General features: G+C 71.8%; 18 protein-coding genes. 15 read left to right on the top strand and 3 right to left on the bottom strand.

Translation table 11 applies throughout. The features are described from left to right. Nucleotides 1-104 precede the first annotated feature (104 nt). The 4 genes from ABT360_RS08825 to ABT360_RS08810 all read left to right on the top strand — a co-directional run bounded on the left by ABT360_RS08825 (nucleotide 105) and on the right by ABT360_RS08810 (nucleotide 4,624). A complete protein-coding gene (locus ABT360_RS08825) occupies nucleotides 105-1,217 on the top strand; it encodes a CapA family protein (protein ID WP_351812902.1) in 1,113 nt (370 codons plus the stop codon). 66 nt (nucleotides 1,218-1,283) lie between these two features. Beyond that, nucleotides 1,284-2,147, top strand: coding sequence for an LLM class F420-dependent oxidoreductase (locus ABT360_RS08820; RefSeq protein ID WP_351812899.1), 864 nt, complete (start codon nucleotides 1,284-1,286; stop codon nucleotides 2,145-2,147). Nucleotides 2,148-2,267: 120 nt separating this feature from the next. Next, nucleotides 2,268-3,866 carry an ABC-F family ATP-binding cassette domain-containing protein gene (locus tag ABT360_RS08815; protein ID WP_351812896.1) on the top strand — a complete coding sequence of 533 codons (1,599 nt, stop codon included), beginning with the start codon at nucleotides 2,268-2,270 and terminating at the stop codon, nucleotides 3,864-3,866. 65 nt (nucleotides 3,867-3,931) lie between these two features. Next, nucleotides 3,932-4,624, top strand: a complete 693-nt coding sequence (locus tag ABT360_RS08810) for an aspartate/glutamate racemase family protein (RefSeq protein ID WP_351812893.1) — start codon at nucleotides 3,932-3,934, stop codon at nucleotides 4,622-4,624. A gap of 188 nt (nucleotides 4,625-4,812) precedes the next feature. On the opposite strand, the gene ABT360_RS08805 is transcribed toward ABT360_RS08810, so the two are convergent. Then, the gene (locus ABT360_RS08805) at nucleotides 4,813-5,709 is read right to left on the bottom strand and encodes an RNA polymerase sigma factor SigF (protein WP_351813125.1); all 897 of its coding nucleotides are present in this window, start codon (nucleotides 5,707-5,709) and stop codon (nucleotides 4,813-4,815) included. Nucleotides 5,710-5,949: 240 nt separating this feature from the next. Between ABT360_RS08805 and ABT360_RS08800 the strand changes: the two genes are divergently transcribed. From ABT360_RS08800 to ABT360_RS08775, 6 genes are all read left to right on the top strand, one after another. Beyond that, entirely contained in the window at nucleotides 5,950-6,318 is a 369-nt protein-coding gene (locus ABT360_RS08800; protein WP_351812890.1) for an STAS domain-containing protein, read from the top strand. 149 nt (nucleotides 6,319-6,467) lie between these two features. Beyond that, complete coding sequence (locus ABT360_RS08795) at nucleotides 6,468-7,049, top strand: ATP-binding protein (protein ID WP_351812887.1); 582 nt, start codon at nucleotides 6,468-6,470, stop codon at nucleotides 7,047-7,049. 130 nt (nucleotides 7,050-7,179) lie between these two features. After that, nucleotides 7,180-7,851, top strand: a complete 672-nt coding sequence (locus ABT360_RS08790; RefSeq protein ID WP_351812885.1) for a peptidase — start codon at nucleotides 7,180-7,182, stop codon at nucleotides 7,849-7,851. A gap of 4 nt (nucleotides 7,852-7,855) precedes the next feature. Continuing rightward, nucleotides 7,856-8,668, top strand: a complete 813-nt coding sequence (locus ABT360_RS08785) for a hypothetical protein (RefSeq protein WP_351812882.1) — start codon at nucleotides 7,856-7,858, stop codon at nucleotides 8,666-8,668. Then, nucleotides 8,665-9,657 (top strand): neocarzinostatin apoprotein domain-containing protein, encoded by a 993-nt coding sequence (locus tag ABT360_RS08780; RefSeq protein ID WP_444852197.1) that lies wholly within the window; start codon nucleotides 8,665-8,667, stop codon nucleotides 9,655-9,657. Before ABT360_RS08785 ends, ABT360_RS08780 begins: the two co-directional genes overlap by 4 nt. 14 nt (nucleotides 9,658-9,671) lie before the next feature. After that, a complete protein-coding gene (locus tag ABT360_RS08775; RefSeq protein ID WP_351813119.1) occupies nucleotides 9,672-11,024 on the top strand; it encodes a hypothetical protein in 1,353 nt (450 codons plus the stop codon). Between the two features lie 83 nt (nucleotides 11,025-11,107). Here ABT360_RS08775 and ABT360_RS08770 read toward each other — a convergent pair whose 3' ends face one another. Further along, nucleotides 11,108-12,628, bottom strand: coding sequence for a peptide MFS transporter (locus tag ABT360_RS08770; RefSeq protein WP_351812879.1), 1,521 nt, complete (start codon nucleotides 12,626-12,628; stop codon nucleotides 11,108-11,110). A gap of 484 nt (nucleotides 12,629-13,112) precedes the next feature. On the opposite strand from ABT360_RS08770, the gene ABT360_RS08765 reads away from it, so the two are divergent. Both ABT360_RS08765 and ABT360_RS08760 read left to right on the top strand, forming a co-directional pair. After that, on the top strand, nucleotides 13,113-13,790 hold the full coding sequence (locus ABT360_RS08765; protein WP_351812876.1) for a response regulator transcription factor: 678 nt from the start codon (nucleotides 13,113-13,115) through the stop codon (nucleotides 13,788-13,790). A 30-nt stretch (nucleotides 13,791-13,820) separates the two neighbouring features. Then, the gene (locus ABT360_RS08760; RefSeq protein WP_351812874.1) at nucleotides 13,821-15,098 is read left to right on the top strand and encodes an ATP-binding protein; all 1,278 of its coding nucleotides are present in this window, start codon (nucleotides 13,821-13,823) and stop codon (nucleotides 15,096-15,098) included. A 27-nt stretch (nucleotides 15,099-15,125) separates the two neighbouring features. Here the strand turns inward: ABT360_RS08760 and ABT360_RS08755 are convergent, their stop codons facing one another. Then, nucleotides 15,126-15,650: a GtrA family protein gene (locus ABT360_RS08755; RefSeq protein ID WP_351812871.1), complete on the bottom strand. Its 525-nt coding sequence runs from the start codon at nucleotides 15,648-15,650 to the stop codon at nucleotides 15,126-15,128. Nucleotides 15,651-15,767: 117 nt separating this feature from the next. On the opposite strand from ABT360_RS08755, the gene ABT360_RS08750 reads away from it, so the two are divergent. The 3 genes from ABT360_RS08750 to ABT360_RS08740 are packed head-to-tail and all read left to right on the top strand — an operon-like array spanning nucleotide 15,768 to nucleotide 18,623. Continuing rightward, nucleotides 15,768-16,907 carry a 5-(carboxyamino)imidazole ribonucleotide synthase gene (locus ABT360_RS08750; protein ID WP_351812868.1) on the top strand — a complete coding sequence of 380 codons (1,140 nt, stop codon included), beginning with the start codon at nucleotides 15,768-15,770 and terminating at the stop codon, nucleotides 16,905-16,907. Between the two features lie 4 nt (nucleotides 16,908-16,911). Further along, nucleotides 16,912-17,436, top strand: coding sequence for a 5-(carboxyamino)imidazole ribonucleotide mutase (gene purE / locus ABT360_RS08745; RefSeq protein ID WP_351813116.1), 525 nt, complete (start codon nucleotides 16,912-16,914; stop codon nucleotides 17,434-17,436). After that, nucleotides 17,433-18,623: a dipeptidase gene (locus ABT360_RS08740; RefSeq protein WP_351812865.1), complete on the top strand. Its 1,191-nt coding sequence runs from the start codon at nucleotides 17,433-17,435 to the stop codon at nucleotides 18,621-18,623. Before purE ends, ABT360_RS08740 begins: the two co-directional genes overlap by 4 nt. The last annotated feature ends 333 nt before the right edge of the window (nucleotides 18,624-18,956 follow it).

Genomic DNA, 18,956 nt, shown 5'->3' with positions numbered 1-18,956 from the left:
GACGACACACACCTGTCGAATGGATCATGTGTACGACATGACTATCAACCCGCGCGTCGCGGGTGCAATCAGCAATCACGCCACTCTCGAACTAACCTGGAGGCATGACCGCGAGCGCGGTGACGCTGTTCCTCTGCGGCGACGTGATGCTCGGCCGCGGGGTGGACCAGATCCTGCCCCGGCCCGGGAACCCCGCCCTCCAGGAGGCGTACATCCGCGATGCCCGTGCGTATGTCGAGCTGGCCGAGGCGTTGAACGGGCCGATACCGCGGCCCGTCGAGCCCGCCTGGCCCTGGGGGGACGCCCTGCCGGTGCTCGACGAGGCGGCGCCGGACGTGCGGGTGGTGAACCTGGAGACGAGCGTCACGGGCGACGGGGTGTTCGCGGCCGGGAAGGAAGTGCACTACCGGATGCACCCCGAGAACCTGCCCTGCCTGGCCGCCGCCCGGCCCGATGTCTGCGTGCTGGCCAACAACCACGTGCTGGACTTCGGCCGCCGGGGGCTGGAGGAGACGCTCGACGCCCTCGCCGGGGCGGGCCTGCGGGCCGCCGGTGCCGGGCGCAACGCGGACGAGGCCCGGCGGCCGGCCGTCGTCGAGCCGTCCGGCGACGGAAGGGTCGTCGTCGTCGCCTTCGGGATGGAGTCCAGCGGCATCCCGCCCGACTGGGCCGCCACCGACGACCGGCCCGGGGTCGACGTGGTACCGGGTCCGACGTACGAGGCGGCGGCCGCGATCACCGGCCGGGTACGGGAGGTCACGCGGCCCGGCGACGTGGTGGTCGCCAGCGTCCACTGGGGCTCCAACTGGGGGTACGCCGTCGGCCGGGACCAGGTCCGGTTCGCGCACGCGCTGATCGACGGCGGCGTCGACGTCGTCCACGGGCACTCCTCGCACCACCCCCGCCCCCTGGAGCTGTACCGGGACGGGCTCGTCCTCTACGGCTGCGGCGACCTCATCGACGACTACGAGGGCATCACCGGCTTCGAGCAGTACCGGGACGACCTCCGGCCGCTGTACCTCGTCACCGTGGAGCCGGGTTCGGGCCGCCCGCCCGCCGTACGGATCGTGCCGATGCGGTCCCGCCGTATGCGGCTGCGCCACGCCCCGCCCGAGGACCGCGAGTGGCTGCGCGGCACGCTGGACCGCGTCAGCCGTGGCTTCGGCGTGCGCGTCGGCCTCGACGCCGCCGGAGCGCTCGTCGTAAGCTCCCGCTGATCCCCCACACGTGAAGCACAGCCTGCCGGTCCCGGCAGGCTTTTCTGTTTGCCCAGGAGGGTGTTCATGAAGCTCGGTCTCACCTGCCCACGGTTCGTCTGGCCCGGCGGCGACGCCGCCATCGCGGCGCGGTTCGCGGACGTCGCGCGCGGCGCGGACGAGGCCGGGCTCGACAGCTTCTGGGTGATGGACCACTTCTTCCAGATACCGAACTTCGGCGCCGCCGAGGACCCCATGCTGGAGGCCTACAGCGCCCTGTCGTACGCCGCCGCCCTCACCCGCCGCGTCACCCTCGGCACGCTCGTGACAGGGGTGACGTACCGTCAGCCCGGCCTGTTGCTCAAGCAGGTGACCACCCTGGACGTGCTGTCAGGCGGGCGGGCCGTGCTGGGGATCGGGGCCGGGTTCCACGAGGAGGAGCACCGGGGGCTCGGGTTCCGGCTGCCGCCGGTCGCCGAGCGGTTCGAGCGGCTGGAGGAGACGCTGCGGATCGCCAAGCGGATGTGGAGCGCCGAGGACACTCCCTACGAGGGCAAGCACTACCGCCTGGCCCGTACCCTCAACTCCCCCCAGTCCCTCTCCCGGCCCCACCCGCCCATCCTCATCGGCGGCAGCGGCGAGAAGAAGACGCTGCGGCTGGTCGCCCGCTACGGCGACGCGTGCAACCTCTTCTTCGGTGCCGACGTACGCCACAAGCTGAGCGTGCTGCGCGCGCACTGCGAGGCGGAGGGGCGGCCCTACGAGGCGATCGAGAAGACGCTCCATATGCGGGTGCCCGACGGGCAGTCGGTCACCGAAAGCGTCCAGCGCTGCGGCGAACTGGCGGAACAGGGCATCGACCACGTCATCGTCGCCATGCCGGACCCCTCCACCGACGCCGCCCTCACGCACCTGGCCGAACTCGCGCGGCAGGTGCGCACGGGGAAATGAGGTGCGGCCGGCGGTGGCCGTTCCTATCCTGGTGGGCATGTCTACGCCCCGGATCTCCTAGCTCAGGACACACGCCTCACGCCACCCGTGTGTCCTTCTGCTTATCCGGAGCGTTAAACCATGCTTACCGTTCGTGGTGCCGACGTGCGCGTCGGCGCCCGGCTGCTGCTGGCCGGCATCTCCTTCCACATCGCGCCCGGCGACCGTATCGGCCTGGTCGGCCGCAACGGCGCGGGCAAGTCCACCCTGATGAAGATCCTCGCGGGGTACGAGCGCCCCGCCGCCGGTGACGTCGTCGTCACCGGCACGGTCGGCCACCTCGCGCAGGACCCGCGCGCCGCCGACCCCGCCACCACGGTCACCGACCGGATCCTGTCCGCGCGCGGGCTGGACCGGGCGGTACGGGAACTGCGCGCCGCCGAGGCCGCCCTGGCGGAGGCCCCCGAAAGGCACCTGGACCGCGCCATGGCCGCCTACGCCCGCGCCGAGGCCGAGTTCCACGCCCGGGGCGGATATGCCGCCGAGGCCGAGGCCGCGAGGGTCGCCGCCGGGCTCGGGCTGCCCGGGCGGGTGCTGGACCAGCCGGTCGGCGAGCTGTCCGGCGGGCAGCGGCGCCGGGTGGAGCTGGCCCGCATCCTGTTCTCCCGCCACGACACGCTGCTGCTCGACGAGCCGACGAACCACCTCGACGCCGACTCCGTCGACTGGCTGCGCGGCTTCCTGGCCGGTTACCCGGGCGGCCTCGTCCTCATCAGCCACGACACCGACCTCCTCGCCGCCACCGTCAACCGGGTCTTCCACCTCGACCCGCACCGCGCCGCCCTCGACGTGCACAACACCGGCTGGCACGCCTACCTCGCGCAGCGCGCCGCCGACGACCGCCGCCGCGCCCGCGAGCGGGCCAACGCCGAGCGCAAGGCGGCCGCGCTGCGCACCCAGGCCGACCGGATGCGCGCGCACGTCGCCACCGCCACGGCGGCCAAGAACATGGCGCGCCGCGCCGACCGGATGCTGGCCGGCCTGGAGCCCGCCCGCCGCACCGACAAGGTGGCCCGCATCCGGCTGCCCGAACCGGCGCCCTGCGGCCGGATGCCGCTCGGCGCGGTGTCCCTGACCAAGGCGTACGGCGCCCACCAGGTCCTCACCGGCGTCGACCTGGCCGTCGACCGGGGCAGCCGTCTGGTGATCCTCGGCCACAACGGCGCGGGCAAGTCCACGCTCATGAAGATCCTCGCCGGCCGGGAGGAGCCCGACACCGGCCGGGTCGTGCACGGGCACGGGCTGCGGCTCGGCTACTTCGACCAGGAGCACGACACCCTCGACCTGGCCCGCACGGTCCGCGAGAACCTGTCGGCCGCAGCCCCGCACCTGACGGACGGTGAGGTACGCCGGGTCCTCGGCGCGTTCCTGTTCGGCGGCGACGACGCCGGCAAACCGGCGGGTGTCCTGTCGGGCGGCGAGAAGACCCGCCTCGCCCTCGCCTGCCTGGTCCACTCCGGCGCCAACGTCCTGCTCCTGGACGAACCGACGAACAACCTGGACCCCGCCTCCCGCGCCGAGGTCCTCGCGGCGGTGTCCGGCTACCCGGGCGCCATCGTGATGGTCACCCATGACGCCGGGGCCGTCGAAGCGCTGCGCCCCGAGCGGGTCCTGCTCCTCCCGGACGGCGACGAGGACCTGTGGAGCGCCGACTACGCCGACCTGATCGCCCTGGAGTAGCTGGAGTAGCTGGAGTAGCAGGCCGGGCGGGGGCGGCTCCGGACGATCATGGCAATCTTGGCCCGATGAAGACCATCGGACTGATCGGCGGCATGAGCTGGGAATCCAGCGCGGAGTACTACCGGCTCCTCAACGAGCTCGTACGCGAGCGCCTCGGCGGGCTGCACTCCGCGCGGTGCATCCTCCACTCCGTCGACTTCGCGGAGATCGAGCGGCTCCAGGTCTCCGGTGAGTGGGAGCAGGCCGGGGAGGTGCTCGCCGAGGCCGCCCGGGGGCTGGCGGCGGCCGGGGCGGACCTGCTGCTGATCTGCACGAACACCATGCACAGGGTCGCCGGCCAGGTGCAGGACGCGGTGCCCGTGCCGCTCCTGCACCTGGGGGACGTCACCGCCGATGCCGTACGTGCGGCGGGGCTGAAGACCGTGGGGCTGCTCGGGACCGCCTTCACCATGGAGCAGGACTTCTACCGTGCCCGGCTCGCCGGGCACGGGCTCACCGTGCTGGTCCCCGAGGCCCAGGTGCGCGCGGAGGTGAACCGGATCATCTACGAGGAGCTGTGCCTCGGCGTCGTCGAGGACAGCTCTCGCGCCGCTTACCAGCGGGCCATCGACCAGCTCGTGGCCGACGGCGCGGAGGGCGTCGTCCTCGGCTGCACCGAGATCGAGCTGCTGATCGGGCAGGAGCACAGCCCGGTGCCGGTGTTCCCCACCACCCGCCTGCACGCCGAGGCCGCCGTCACGGCCGCGCTGTCCCTTTGATCACGTCTGGTCGCCCGTTCCCCTCACGTCACTGCATGGGTGCCCCCCCTGGCCCCGGGCCAATGTCGCCCCATGGGGACGACTCCGTCAAGAAGCCCTCCAAGGGGGCGGAAGGGACGGAGGAAGGGACGGAGGAAGGGCCCGTCCCTTGACGGGACGGGCCCTTCCTCCGGGCGGTGCACGGCCGGTCATTCGTCCAGGGTGAGACCCTTGCGAAGTTTGCCCAGGGTGCGGGAGAGCAGACGGGAGACATGCATCTGCGAGATGTTGAGCTCCTCGCCGATCTCCGACTGCGTGAGTCCGGCGACGAAGCGCAGGGAGAGGATCTTCCGGTCGCGCGCCGGGAGGGAGGCGATCAGCGGCTTGAGGGACTCGATGTACTCGATGCCTTCGAGCCCGTGGTCCTCGTAACCGATGCGGTCCGCAAGCGCGCCCTCGGAGTCGTCCTCCTCGGGCTGGGCGTCGAGCGAGCTGGCGGTGTAGGCGTTGCTCGCCGCCATGCCCTCGACGACCTCGTCCTTGGTGATCCCGAGCTTCTCGGCGAGTTCGGCCACGGTGGGCGAGCGGTCGAGCTGCTGGGCCAGTTCGTCCCCGGCCTTGGCCAGGTCGAGGCGGAGTTCCTGGAGCCGGCGCGGGACGCGCACGGACCAGGAGGTGTCGCGGAAGAAGCGCTTGATCTCTCCGACGATGGTTGGCATCGCGAAGGTGGGGAACTCGACCCCTCGACTGAGTTCGAAGCGGTCGATGGCCTTGATGAGACCGATGGTGCCGACCTGGATGATGTCCTCCATCGGCTCGCTGCGGGAGCGGAACCGGGAGGCGGCGAACTTGACCAGCGCGAGGTTGAGTTCGACGAGCGTGTTGCGGACGTACGCGTACTCGTGCGTCCCTTCCTCGAGCGTTTCGAGGCGCGCGAAGAGCGTCTTGGAGAGAGCCCTCGCGTCGAGCGGTCCGACTTCGTCGTACGGGGGGATGTCGGGCAGTCCGAGCGGTTCGGTGCCGAGCTGCCCGAGACTGTTGATCTGGTGGGGCGGAGTTGCCGACGGCGCGTTCGGGGTACGCGTTTCGTCGAGCCGGGGTGACATGGTCTCCTCCATCGTTCTCGGCATATGGCCGCCGATGCCCAAAGAGTGTGGCTGCGGTGTGCGGCGCCTCCAAAGCCGGCCGTGTTGGTTGTGTCCCTACTAGCCCTACCCGCTTCACGGGGATCGTTGCAAGTGTCAATTGTCCCATATGTACGGTATGTAGTTAAGTCTCGACTACCGGCCGCCGTTCAGAAGGCGTAGGGTTCTACCGACTCAACGGCATCGGCGAAGAGGGACGGCATGGACCGCGGGACGGTCGGCAGCGCGAATCAGGGCCGACTCAAGGTCGGGGTCCGGACGGAAGGCCGCAGCGAGGTTGTGACACCGGCGGGTGAGCTGGATCACCACACGGCCGAGCTGCTGCGCGAGCCGCTGGACGCCGCGCTCGAACAGGGCTGCACACGCCTGGTGATCGACTGCTCGCAGCTTGCGTTCTGCGACTCCACCGGGCTCAATGTGCTGCTCGGGGCCCGCCTGAAGGCGGAGGCCGCGGGCGGAGGGGTGCACCTCGCGGGGATGCAGCCCGTGGTGGCCAGGGTGTTCGAGATCACTGGCGCGGAGGCGGTTTTCACCGTCCACGACTCGCTGGAAGCGGCACTCGCCGACTGAAGTGACAAAGCGGGTGTTGTCCTGGATCGGCCGGGCAGAAGAACCCCGCGGCAACTGTACGGAGGGGCTCCACACTCTCTGTGACGGCCCTGTGGCTGCTCTGTGACGACGTAATGGCGACTTGGTGAATTCGGTGAGGTGAAGCGCTGATGGGCACCACCCAGCAGCATCCGCCGAGCGATCTCGGCCCCCAGCCGGACGGTTCCGGCCTCGGTGTCGGTGCCTCGGTCCCGGTTTCCTCCACCGCGTCCACCGCGCCGGAGGTGAGGTCCGACATGTCAGGTGCGGCGTCCGGGGCGAGTCCCGGGGCGACGCCCGTGGGGCGCCGGACGCGGCGGCTCTCGCTGGGCAGTGCCAGCGGGATCGTTCCGCTCGCACGGGACTTCACACGGCAGGCGCTGTACGACTGGGGCTGGCTCCCGGCGGCCACCGCCGATCGGCGGGCCGCCGCCGAGGACGTCCTGCTCGTCGTCTCCGAGCTCGTCACCAATGCGTGCCTGCACGCGGAGGGCCCCGAGGAACTGCGCGTCTCCCTCGATTCGAAGGTGCTGCGGCTGGAGGTCGAGGACCGGGGCGCCGGCCAGCCCGCGCCGCGTACCCCGCACCGGGCCGGGCGGCCCGGCGGGCACGGCATGTTCATCGTCCAGCGCCTCTGCCTGGACTGGGGGGTCGCCCGGTCCCCGGGCACACCCGGCAAGACGGTATGGGCGGAACTGGCGGCACCCGCTTAGCGCACGCGGGTCGTTTGCAGCAGTTGTGGAGCACGGCGATACGCCGTGCTCTTTGTCTTCCCTCCCCAAGGCCACGGGCGTACCTTGAGCGCCGATCTGATGAGCCGTCAGGCATTGGGGTGATCTCGAGGTGTCGTACCAGAAGCGGACAACTCCGGCGCTGACGGCGGCCGTGGCGGGCGCAATCGTGCTGATGGCCGCCCCCGCCGCCCACGCCACGGTCGTGGACGTCGACTACGCGTGCCGGACGCCGATCGGGCCCAAGGCCGCCGTGTCGCCGATCGACATCACGAGCGTCAAGAGCGGCGGCGGCCACAAGCTGACCATGACGTTCCGGAAGGGCGTCTCCTCGAGCCCGGTGGAGCTCGGCAAGGGCGCCATGAACCCGAGCGCGGTCATCAGGGTCGGCGGCGCGGACAGCGGGACGCTCACCGTCTCCGGACCCGCCAACACCGAGGCGATCCCGGCCAACACCCCCATCAAGATCAGTGACTTGACGGGTACGTACACCCCGCGCAAGAGCGGCAAGGTCACCTTCACCGCGGGCGTCCTGACCATCAAGGCGCTCGGTACGACCACCACATGCACGCCCAAGAACGATCCCGAGCCGTCACTGGAGCTGAACGTCACGGCGTCCGGGGCCTCGTCCGGTTCCACACCCTCGGGCGGCGGGCAACTGCCCAGGACCGGACCGCTCGACTCGGCGGTTGCCCTCGGCACCCTCGGCGGCACGGTCCTGCTCACGGGCGCGGCCGGGGTGCTCTGGCTGACCCGCCGGACCCACCGGACCCACCGGGCGTGACCGCGTGCGCGCCCGGGTCGTGGCAGCCGCCCTCGTGGCCGTGATGGTTCCTTCCACGCCCGCGACGGCCGGGGCCGGGCCTCCGGAGGCCCGGCCCTCGGAGAGCCGGCCCCAGGAGAGCCGGCCTCCGGAGAGCCGGCCGTACATCTACCTGGAGGGCCCGCCCGGCACCGTGCTCGAAGACACCCTGTCGCTGACCAACCCGGGCACGCGGCCGCTGACCCTGCGGCTGCGCGCCACCGCCCCGTGGGTCACCTTCGCCGCGAACCCGGTCACGGTGCCGCCCCGCACCCGCGCCGACGTGCCGTTCTCGGTCACCGTCCCGGCGGACGCCCCGCCCGGCGACCACGCGGGCGCCCTGCTCGCGGGGGACGACACGACCGTGCCGGTACGGCTGCGGGTGGGCGGCCCGCGACTGGCGGCGCTCACCGTCGAGGACGTCCGGATCACGGACGGCACCATCCGCTACGCGCTGGTCAACCGCGGCAACACCGTCCTGTCGCCGCGCCTTGCCGTGCGCGCCGAGGGGCTGTTCGGCGAGGTGCTGCGCCGTGCGGAGCGTCCGCTGCGGCTGGAGGTGCGGCCGGGCCGGCGGGTGGAGCTCACCGAACCGTGGCCGGGCCGGGACCGCCCGGCCCTGGACCGGGTCACCGTCCGGCTGGACGCCACCGCCGGGGACGGCGCGCGGGCCGGGGCGGAGGCGACGAGGACGTTCGGCACCGGGTGGGCGGGCATTCCGGGCCTGGCGGTGGTGGTGGCGGGCACGGCGGCGTGGGTACGGCGCCGGGGGCGCGGAGCGAGGGGAGCGGAAGCGTGAGGGCGTACCGGTGGGTGGCGGGGGCCGTGCTGGTGGCGTGCGTGCTCGTCGGCCTGCCCGCGCCGGGCGCCGCCGCCGAGAACCGCCCCGGGGTCACGCTCTCCCGCACCGAGGCGCCCAAGGGCAACGAGATCACGGTGGAGGGCACCGGCTGGCGCCCGAGGGCGCTGCTGATGCTCCTGGTGTGCGGCGAGAACATGGCGAGGGGCACCAACTCGTGCGCCAATGCCCACGGGCGCGCCGTCACCACCGACGCGAGCGGCACGTTCACCAGGAAGCTCCCCGTCGTCGCGCCGCCCAGGCCCTGCCCGTGCGTGGTCCACGTGGCGACCGTCACCGGCGACCGGGCCGTGACCGACGCCCCGCTGAAGATCACCGGGCACCCGGTCGCGCCCCTGCCGGAACCGGCCGGGGACGGCAGGCTCGCCGTGCTGGCGGCCACCCGGCTCGAAGGATCGAGCGGCGTCCTCGTCTGGTTCGGCGCCCCGGCCCGCCGCCGGCTCGTCCTCACCGTCGGCAACCTCGGCACGGCACCGGTCAGGGACCCCGTCTTCCAGGTGGGCACCGCGCACGGCGTGTACGCCCCGCAGTGGGAGGAGCGGCAGTGGCGCGGCACCGTCCAGCCGGGCCGCAAGGCGCTGGTGGAGCTGCCGGTCCAGCTGGCGGCGGGCGCGCACGGCGACTACCAGGTCTCGGTGAAGTACGGCGGCAAGGTCCTGGCCGAGCAGCCCTGGCGGGTGGGGCGGCCCTGGGGCGTGACGCTCTTCTGGGCGCTGCTCGCCGTGGTCGTCCCGGCGGCGCTGTTCCGCACCGGAATGGCGGTCGTGGACCGCGTACGCCCCCACGGGCCGCAGCGCCTCCACCGCGTCAGGCGCCACCGTGCCGCCGCCCCCACCGAATCCGCACCCGACCCCACGGTGAGCCTGCCCTGGTTCACCCCGGACTCCGCACCGTCAGAGAACCGACCCACGACGAAGGGACATTCGTGAGCACGCAACGGAGGATGAGCGCGGCGGGCGTCGCGCTGATGCTCGGCGGCGCGGGGATCCTGCTGGCCGCGGGACCCGCGCAGGCGGCCGAGGTGTCGTACAGCACGGAGTGCGTCCCACCGCCCATCTCGGGTCTGCCACCGGTGCAGGGCACCACCAAGGTGCAGATCACCGCGCCGGCGGAGGCGAAGGTCGGCGACGAGGTGGAGGTGGTGTGGAAGACGGTGGAGGCCGCTTCCAAGAACCCCGACGTCCTGGACCTGGAGAAGGACACCGTCAAACCGACGGGCAGGCTGAAGGTCGCGGGCGCGCAGACCGCCGACCTGACGATGGAGGGCCCGCGGCAGAACCCGCCGATCCCCAAGAACAGCCCGATGGTCCTGCCGGACATGAAGGGCAAGCTGAAGCTGACGACGGCGGGTGAGATCACGCTGACGCCGGGTGCGTACACCATCAACGTCTCCAAGCCGCTGTCCACGGACACCACGTGCACGCCGAAGGAGACGGTGCGGCCCGCCGCGACGATCAAGGTCACGGAGGCGGGCGGCGGCACGACGGGCGGTACGACGTCGGGCGGCACCACGGCCGGCGGTACGACCACGGGCGGCACGGACGCGGGCGGGACGACGACGTCCGGCGGGACGACCGGCTCGGGTGGGACGACGACGTCCGGCGGGACGACGACGTCCGGCGGCACGAGCGGCGGCGGTGGCGGTCGGACCGACTTCGAGGGCAAGGAGGTCTCGGTCGCGTACGCCTGCAAGACGCCCATCGGCGACAAGAACGCGACCTCGCCGGTGAAGATCAACGCCAAGCGGAACGGCGGGAGCTTCGACCTCACCGTGAAGTTCTCCACGTCCGTGATGGACAGCCCCGCCGACATCCCGAAGGACTCCGTCAAGCCGTCCATGGAGGTGAAGCTCGGCGGCGCGGACAAGGGCTTCGTCCCTGTCGAGGGCCCCACCAACAAGGAGCCGATCAAGGCGGGCCAGCCGATCGAGATCCCCGAACTCACCGGTACCTACAAGCCCGGCGCCACCGGCAGGGCGACGCTCAGCCCCGGCGTCCTCACCGTCAAGGCGCTCGGTACGACGACGACCTGCACCCCGCCCGCGAACGTCCAGGTCTCCCTGGAGCTCGACACCTCCGCCCAGCCGGGCGGCGCCTCGGGTGGCGCGAGCGCCTCCGGCGGGACGTCCACGACCGGCAGCGCGACCGGCGGCTCGTCCGCGTCCGGTGGCGGCCTCGCCGACACGGGCGCCGAGGACGCCGGCGCCCTGCGCGCCCTCGCCCTGGTCGCCGGTACGGCGATCCTGCTGGGCGGCGCGGTGTTCACGTTCATGCCGTGGCGGCTGCTGAAGCGCTGACGGCACGGCGAACGGCGAAGGGCCGCCGCACCGGACGGATCCGGCGCGGCGGCCCTTCCCAGGGACCTACGGGGGCGTACGCGTCAGCGCACGTTGCCCATCATCGTCCGGACCTTCTTGCGGTACATGTAGACCGCCAGACCGGCGACGACCGCCAGGGAGGCCTCCATGGCGATGATTCCGGTGCCGTTGAGGTCGACGCCCGCCAGGGACAGCAGGCCCGTGGTGCAGTCGCCCGCGGTGACCGCGAGGAACCAGACACCCATCATCTGCGAGGCGTACTTCTGCGGCGCCATCTTCGTGGTCACCGACAGGCCGACCGGCGAGAGGCACAGCTCACCGATGGTCTGGATCATGTAGATCGAGACCAGCCACATCGGCGAGACCTTGGTGCCGTCACCCGCCATCGCCATCGGGACGATGAAGACGAAGAAGGACGCACCGACGAGGACCAGGCCCATCGCGAACTTCACGATGGTGTTGGGCTCCTGGTTCTTACGGGCCAGCCACAGCCACAGCCAGGCGAAGACCGGGGCCAGCGCCATGACGAACAGCGGGTTCAGCGACTGGTACCAGGTGGCCGAGAAGGCGAACCCGAAGACGCTGCCGGCGGTCTTGTCGTCCGCGAACAGGGACAGCGTCGAGCCACCCTGGTCGTAGATCATCCAGAAGACGGCGGCGGCGACGAAGAACCAGATGTAGCCGTTCATCTTCGACTGCTCGCCCGCCGACAGCTCCTTGTCGCGCTTGATGCGCACCAGGACGGCGACCGGGATGACCAGACCGGCGAGGGTCAGCGGCACGAGCGCCCAGTTCAGCGTGAACGCGCCCAGGGCGACGACGGCACCGTAGAACACGGCGACGGCCAGCACGGCGCCCGTGACCTTGAGCAGCACCGCGCGGCGCTCCTCGGGGCTCAGCGGGTTCGGGACGACGCTGCTCTTCGGGCTCAGGTGGCGCGTACCGAGCAGGAACTGGAGCAGGCCCAGGCCCATGCCGACCGCGGCGAGACCGAAGCCGAGGTGCCAGTTGATCTCCTTGCCGACCGTGCCGATGACGAGCGGGGCGACGAAGGCACCGAGGTTGATGCCGATGTAGAAGATCGTGAAGCCACCGTCACGGCGCGGGTCCTCGGGACCGTCGTACAGGTGGCCGACCATCGTGGAGATGTTGGCCTTCAGCAAGCCGGAACCGGCGGCGACCAGGATCAGGCCGAGGAAGAAGACCGCCTGGCCCGGCAGCGCCAGGCACAGGTGACCCAGCATGATCACGGCACCGGCGATGGCCACCGTCTTGCGGGCGCCCCAGACGCGGTCGCCGAACCAGCCGCCCGGCATGGCCATCAGGTAGACCATCGACACGTAGACGGAGTAGATGGCCGTGGCCGTGGCCGCGGTCATCGCGAGGCCGCCGCCCTGGCTGCCGGTCGCGGCGTCGGCGCCGCCCGAGACCAGGTAGTACACGAGCAGGGCGCGCATGCCGTAGTAGCTGAAGCGCTCCCACATCTCGGTGAGGAACAGAGTGGCCAGGCCGCGGGGGTGGCCGAAGAAGGCGCTCTCGCCGCGACCGATGGTCGCGGAGTCCTTCGTCAGGCTGGACGCCATGGTCGATCCTTGCTTGCTCGGGACGCGCTGCGCTTTGTGAGCGTTCACGCGCCCGGTGGGGGGCGGCCGGCACCGGCACGGGCTCCGCCCCACCCCCACGCCCACAGGGGTCCGCCCCCGTACGGCGTACGGAGGCGGGGAACAGGCCGCACCGGGATCCACGCCCCGGAGGCGACATCGCGCCACGGGGCCCGGCCCACAGGTCATTCACTGTCTCGAGACCGGCCGGGCCGGTTTCACGCAGAAAGAGACCTTTGGCGCGTAGTGGGCCAAAGGTCCCCGGATAGTGCATCAGGCGTCTCACCACCATACGCCACGACAGGGCGGCATATGGAAGGACTTGAGAGATGGATCACAGGTGTCGCCGGAACCAGCCGCCCTGTTTCCAAGGTGTTTCCCAGGATGGCCCCCCATACTCGCAGGCCGTGCCGATCATCGTGCGATCCCCCGGCGGGGCTGGTCCGGTGCGGACTACCATCACCCCATGACCCGTGTACTGCTCGCCGAGGACGACGCATCCATCTCGGAACCGCTGGCCCGCGCCCTGCGGCGGGAGGGTTACGAGGTCGAGGTGCGTGAGGACGGGCCCAGCGCGCTCGACGCCGGATTGCAGGGCCATGTGGACCTGGTCGTACTGGATCTCGGGCTGCCCGGGATGGACGGGCTCGAAGTGGCCCGGCGGCTGCGTTCCGACGGGCTCACGGTGCCGATCCTGGTGCTGACGGCCCGCGCCGACGAGGTCGACACCGTTGTCGGGCTCGACGCGGGCGCCGACGACTACGTCACCAAGCCGTTCCGCCTCGCCGAGCTGCTCGCCCGCGTCCGGGCGCTGCTGCGGCGCGGCGCCAGCGAGCCCGCCCCGGCCCCCGCGACCCACGGCGTGCGCATCGACGTCGAGTCGCACCGGGCCTGGATGGGCGACGAGGAGCTCCAGCTCACCGCCAAGGAGTTCGACCTGCTGCGGGTCCTCGTCCGCGACGCCGGCCGCGTCGTCACCCGCGACCAGCTGATGCGCGAGGTGTGGGACACCACCTGGTGGTCGTCCACCAAGACGCTCGACATGCACATCTCCTGGCTGCGCAAGAAGCTCGGCGACGACGCCGCCAACCCCCGCTACATCGCCACCGTGCGCGGCGTGGGCTTCCGCTTCGAAAAGAGCTAGGCCCCCACAGCAGGCACCGAAAGAGGCACCGTGCGCCGCCGACTGATCAACTCCACGCTCGCCGTGGTCCTCGTCGTCATCGCCGTCTTCGGGGTCTCCCTCGTCATCGTCGAGACGCGCACCATCAGCAGCAGCGCCCAGGAGAGCGTGGACTCCGAGGCGGTCCGGCTCGTCAGCATCGTCGAGTCCCGGCTCGTCGGCGGCGAGCCCGTCAACCCGGACATCCTCGCCCAGCAGAGCGGCGCCAAGCGGTACGCCCTGATCGAGATCCCCGGCCGGCCGCCCATCGAGATCGGCGCCCGCCCCGGCGGCAGCGTCATCCGGGGCACCGCCGACGGCAAGCGCGGCGAGCAGGTCACCGTCGAGGAATCGCGTTCCACCGTGACCCGCGAGGTCGGCCGCACCCTGCTCATCATCGGCGCCGTGGCACTGCTCGCCGTGATCGCCGCCGTCCTCCTCGCCGTACGCCAGGCGAACCGCCTCGCCTCGCCCCTCACCGACCTCGCCGAGACCGCCGAACGGCTCGGCTCGGGCGACCCCAGGCCCCGCCACAAGCGGTACGGCGTGCCGGAGCTGGACCGGGTGGCCGACGTCCTCGACGCCTCGGCCGAGCGGATCGCCCGGATGCTCACCGCCGAACGGCGGCTGGCCGCCGATGCCTCGCACCAGCTGCGTACGCCGCTGACCGCGCTGTCCATGCGGCTGGAGGAGATCGCCGAAACCGACGACCCGGCCACCGTCAACGAGGAGGCGCACATCGCACTCACCCAGGTCGAGCGGCTCACCGACGTCGTCCAGCGGCTGCTCACCAACTCGCGCGACCCGCGCACCGGCTCGGCGATCGCCTTCGACCTCGACGAGGTCGTCAAGCAGCAGATCGAGGAGTGGCGGCCGGCCTACCGCAGTGTGGGGCGGGCGATCGTCCGGTCCGGCAAGGTCGGCATGCGGGCCGTCGGCACCCCGGGGGCGGTCGCCCAGGTGCTGGCCGCGCTGATCGAGAACTCACTCATGCACGGCGGCGGCACGGTCGCCCTGCGCACCCGGGTCACCGGCAACCAGGCCGTCGTCGAGGTCACCGACGAGGGCCCGGGCGTACCGCCGGACCTGGGGGCGCGGATCTTCGAGCGGACCATCAGCGGCCGCAACTCCACCGGCATCGGCCTCGCGGTCGCCCGGGACCTGGCGGAGGCCGACGGCGGGCGCCTGGAGCTGCTCCAGCAGCAGCCTCCGGTCTTCGCGCTGTTCCTCAGCCGCGAGGTGCGCAGCCGCAAGGACAAGTCCGCCGACGAACCGCCGACGGTCCGCTAGGCGCACCGTTCCGTCAGCTGCCCGGGGTCAGCGGCGCGGGGCGACCGGCTCACCGGCTCGCTCGGACTCGTGCCGCCGCTGCTCCAGGAACGATTCGGCGGTCTGTACGGCCTCGCGGCCCGGCAGCGTCCGGAAGACCCAGGTGCGGTAGGACCAGAAGCGGAACAGGGTGGCGACCCCGATGCCGAAGAACTTGAAGAAGTTGTTCTGCAGCGGGCTGTCCCAGCCGAAGCCGTACGTCGCGGTGTACAGCACACCGTTCTCGATGACCAGCCCCACGAGGCTGAACAGCAGGAACAGCGTCAGCTCCTTCGTACGCCCGCTCTTGTCGCGGTCCCGGTACGTGAAGTAGCGGAAGCCCACGTAGTTGAACGCGATGGCGACGACCGTGGCGAGCAGGCTGGCCCGGACGACCGGGAGCTCCGTGGTGTGGCGCACCAGGTTGAAGACCGCCATGTTGACCAGCAGCCCGAGACCGCCGACGAGACCGAATTTGGCGATCTCGCGGACGAGCTGGTCCAGCCGCACCCGCAGTGCGCCTCGTTCACTCATGGTGATCTTTCAGCCCCGTCCGGTCGAGTGGGTCAACCAAGCCATGCTAACCACCCGCCGGGAACCCCGCGCGGGGACGGAGAAAGCCCGGCCGCCGGGGCCGGATACCCTAAGAGGGTGACGTTCCCGGTAGTAGGCATGGTGGGCGGCGGTCAGCTCGCCCGAATGACCCACGAGGCGGGCATCCCCCTCGGCATCAAGTTCAAGCTCCTCAGCGACTCCCCGCAGGACTCCGCGGCCCAGGTGGTGAGCGACGTCGTCATCGGCGACTACCGCGACCTGGACACGCTGCGTGAGTTCGCACGCGGCTGCGACGTGATCACGTTCGATCACGAGCACGTACCGACCGAGCACCTGAGGGCCCTGGAGGCGGACGGCATCCCCGTGCGTCCGGGGCCCGACGCCTTGGTGCACGCCCAGGACAAGGGCGTGATGCGGGCCAGGCTCGACGAGATCGGCGCCCCGTGCCCCAGGCACCGCATCGTGACGGACCCGGCCGACGCGGCGGCGTTCGCCGCCGAGACCGGAGGGTTCCCGATCATCCTCAAGACGGTGCGCGGCGGGTACGACGGCAAGGGCGTGTGGTTCGTACGCTCCGAGGACGAGGCCCGCGACCCGTTCCTGGCGGGCGTGCCGGTCCTCGCGGAGGAGAAGGTCGACTTCGTACGCGAGCTGGCGGCCAACATCGTCCGCTCCCCGCACGGCCAGGCCGTGGCGTACCCCGTCGTCGAATCGCGGCAGGTCGACGGTGTCTGCGACACGGTGATCGCGCCCGCCCCCGACCTGTCGCCCGAGCTGGCCGGCCAGGCCCAGGAGCTGGCGCTACGCATCGCCAAGGAGCTGGACGTCGTCGGCCACCTCGCCGTCGAGCTGTTCGAGACGCGCGACGGCCGGATCCTCGTCAACGAGCTGGCGATGCGCCCCCACAACTCCGGCCACTGGACCCAGGACGGCGCGGTCACCTCGCAGTTCGCCAACCACGTGCGGGCCGTGCTCGACCTGCCGCTCGGCGACCCCCGCCCGCGCGCGAAGTGGACCGTCATGTGCAATGTGCTGGGCGGTGACTACCCCGACATGTACCGGGCCTACCTGCACTGCATGGCCCGTGACTCCCAGCTGAAGATCCATATGTACGGCAAGGACGTGAAGCCCGGCCGCAAGGTGGGGCACGTCAACACCTACGGCGACGACCTCGACGACGTGCTGGACCGCGCCCGTCACGCCGCCGGCTACCTGCGAGGAACGATCGTTGAGTAACCCGATGGACACCCCGCTCGTCGGCATCGTCATGGGCTCCGACTCCGACTGGCCGGTCATGGAGGCCGCGGCCGCGGCCCTCGACGAGTTCGAGATCCCCTACGAGGTCGACGTCGTCTCCGCGCACCGGATGCCGCGCGAAATGATCGCGTACGGGGAGCGCGCCGCCGACCGCGGCCTGAAGGCGGTCATCGCGGGCGCCGGCGGTGCCGCGCACCTGCCGGGCATGCTCGCCTCGGTCACCCCGCTGCCGGTCATCGGTGTGCCCGTGCCGCTGAAGTACCTGGACGGCATGGACTCGCTGCTCTCCATCGTGCAGATGCCCGCGGGCGTCCCCGTGGCCACCGTCTCCGTGGGCGGGGCGCGCAACGCGGGCCTGCTGGCCGCGCGCATCCTGGCCATCTCCGACCCGGACCTCCTGTCCCGCATGAGCGAGTTCCAGCAGGAGCTCAACGACCAGGCCACGGAGAAGGGCAAGCGGCTGCGGGCGAAGGTCGAGGGCTCGGCGTCGTTCGGTTTCGCCAAGTGACGGCCGGCCGTTTCCGGGACGAGGCGCGCGAGCTGCTCGCCTCGTACCCCGTGGTCGACGGCCACAACGACCTGCCGTGGGCGCTGCGCCAGAACGCCGGCTACGACCTGGACCGCCTCGACGTCGGGGCGGACCAGACGGGCCGACTCCACACCGACATCCCCCGGCTGCGGGCCGGCGGGGTCGGCGCGCAGTTCTGGTCGGTGTACGTCCGCACCGGCATGGCCGGCGACGACGCGGTCAGCGCGACGCTGGAGCAGATCGACTGCGTCGACCGGCTGCTCGCCCGCCACCCGGCCGACCTGGCGCCCGCGCTGACCGCGGACGACATGGAGGCGGCGCGGGCCTCGGGGCGTATCGCGTCGCTGAAGGGCGCCGAGGGCGGCCACTCCATCAACAACTCGATGGCCACCCTCCGCGCCCTGTACGCCCTCGGCGTCCGCTACATGACCCTGACGCACAACGACAACGTCCCCTGGGCCGACTCGGCCACGGACGAGCCGGGCGTCGGCGGCCTGTCGGCCTTCGGCCGCGAGGTCGTACGGGAGATGAACCGGCTCGGCATGCTGGTGGACCTCTCGCACGTGGCCGACACGACGATGCGCGACGCCCTCGCCACGTCCGAAGCCCCGGTGATCTTCTCGCACTCCTCCTCCCGGGCCGTGTGCGACCACCCCCGGAACATCCCCGACGACGTGCTGGCATCGCTGCCCGCCAACGGGGGCGTCGCCATGGCCACCTTCGTACCCAAGTTCGTCCTCCCGGCGGCCGTCGAGTGGACCCGCCAGGCCGACGAGAACATGCGGGCGCACGGCTTCCACCACCTGGACACCACCCCCGAGGCGATGCGCGTCCACGCGGCCTTCGAGGAGGCCAACCCCCGGCCCGTCGCCACCGTCGCCACGGTCGCGGACCACCTCGACCACATGCGGGAGGTCGCGGGCATCGCCCACATCGGCATCGGCGGCGACTTCGACGGCACGGCGTTCACCCCGTCCGGCCTGGACGACGTGGCGGGCTACCCGAACCTGATCGCGGAGCTCCTCGGCCGCGGCTGGTCCCACGCGGACCTGGCCAAGCTCACCTGGCAGAACGCGGTCCGGGTCCTCCGCGACGCGGAAGCCGTCTCCCGTTCGCTGTCCTCCCGCGCCCCCTCCACCGCGACGCTCACCGCCCTGGACGGCTGACCGCCCCGCGGTCCCTTCCGGTGGGTGGGGGGTGCGGCCCCTCCGGGCGGGTGCCGCGCCCGGCCCAGCGGCTACCGCCGGTGGGTGGGTGTGTGGCCCCTCCGGGCTCACCTCCTCGAGGCCGGCGGCCTTGGGTCTCGACGGTAGGAAGCCCTTCCGACGCCGCCAACCTCTGCGGGGGCGACCCTGCACGGCCACACCCCGGTCGTACGCCGACTGCGGGCGCGTTTCTCTGACCACGGCGAGGAGGGGCCGTGCAGGGTCGCCCCCGCAGCCGATCGGCGGCCGGAAACGGCGACGAGAGTGCTCGGGCACCCCGCCGACGGCGAGGAG

Origin of the sequence: Streptomyces sp. NPDC000229, from assembly GCF_040300825.1 — a bacterium.
Classification (GTDB): domain Bacteria; phylum Actinomycetota; class Actinomycetes; order Streptomycetales; family Streptomycetaceae; genus Streptomyces.
The sequence above is the reverse complement of the archived record's forward strand: the minus strand, read 5'-3'. Positions and strand labels throughout refer to the sequence as shown.

What these genes read in the sequence shown, in the direction of transcription:
- ABT360_RS08795 (WP_351812887.1), top strand. Translation starts at nt 6,468, where the DNA reads ATGGGCACCACCCAGCAGCATCCGCCGAGCGATCTCGGCCCCCAGCCG.
- purE (WP_351813116.1), top strand. Translation starts at nt 16,912, where the DNA reads ATGGACACCCCGCTCGTCGGCATCGTCATGGGCTCCGACTCCGACTGG.
- ABT360_RS08815 (WP_351812896.1), top strand. Translation starts at nt 2,268, where the DNA reads ATGCTTACCGTTCGTGGTGCCGACGTGCGCGTCGGCGCCCGGCTGCTG.
- ABT360_RS08825 (WP_351812902.1), top strand. Translation starts at nt 105, where the DNA reads ATGACCGCGAGCGCGGTGACGCTGTTCCTCTGCGGCGACGTGATGCTC.
- ABT360_RS08775 (WP_351813119.1), top strand. Translation starts at nt 9,672, where the DNA reads ATGAGCGCGGCGGGCGTCGCGCTGATGCTCGGCGGCGCGGGGATCCTG.
- ABT360_RS08810 (WP_351812893.1), top strand. Translation starts at nt 3,932, where the DNA reads ATGAAGACCATCGGACTGATCGGCGGCATGAGCTGGGAATCCAGCGCG.
- ABT360_RS08765 (WP_351812876.1), top strand. Translation starts at nt 13,113, where the DNA reads ATGACCCGTGTACTGCTCGCCGAGGACGACGCATCCATCTCGGAACCG.
- ABT360_RS08755 (WP_351812871.1), bottom strand. Translation starts at nt 15,650, where the DNA reads ATGAGTGAACGAGGCGCACTGCGGGTGCGGCTGGACCAGCTCGTCCGC.
- ABT360_RS08800 (WP_351812890.1), top strand. Translation starts at nt 5,950, where the DNA reads ATGGACCGCGGGACGGTCGGCAGCGCGAATCAGGGCCGACTCAAGGTC.
- ABT360_RS08805 (WP_351813125.1), bottom strand. Translation starts at nt 5,709, where the DNA reads ATGTCACCCCGGCTCGACGAAACGCGTACCCCGAACGCGCCGTCGGCA.
- ABT360_RS08770 (WP_351812879.1), bottom strand. Translation starts at nt 12,628, where the DNA reads ATGGCGTCCAGCCTGACGAAGGACTCCGCGACCATCGGTCGCGGCGAG.
- ABT360_RS08820 (WP_351812899.1), top strand. Translation starts at nt 1,284, where the DNA reads ATGAAGCTCGGTCTCACCTGCCCACGGTTCGTCTGGCCCGGCGGCGAC.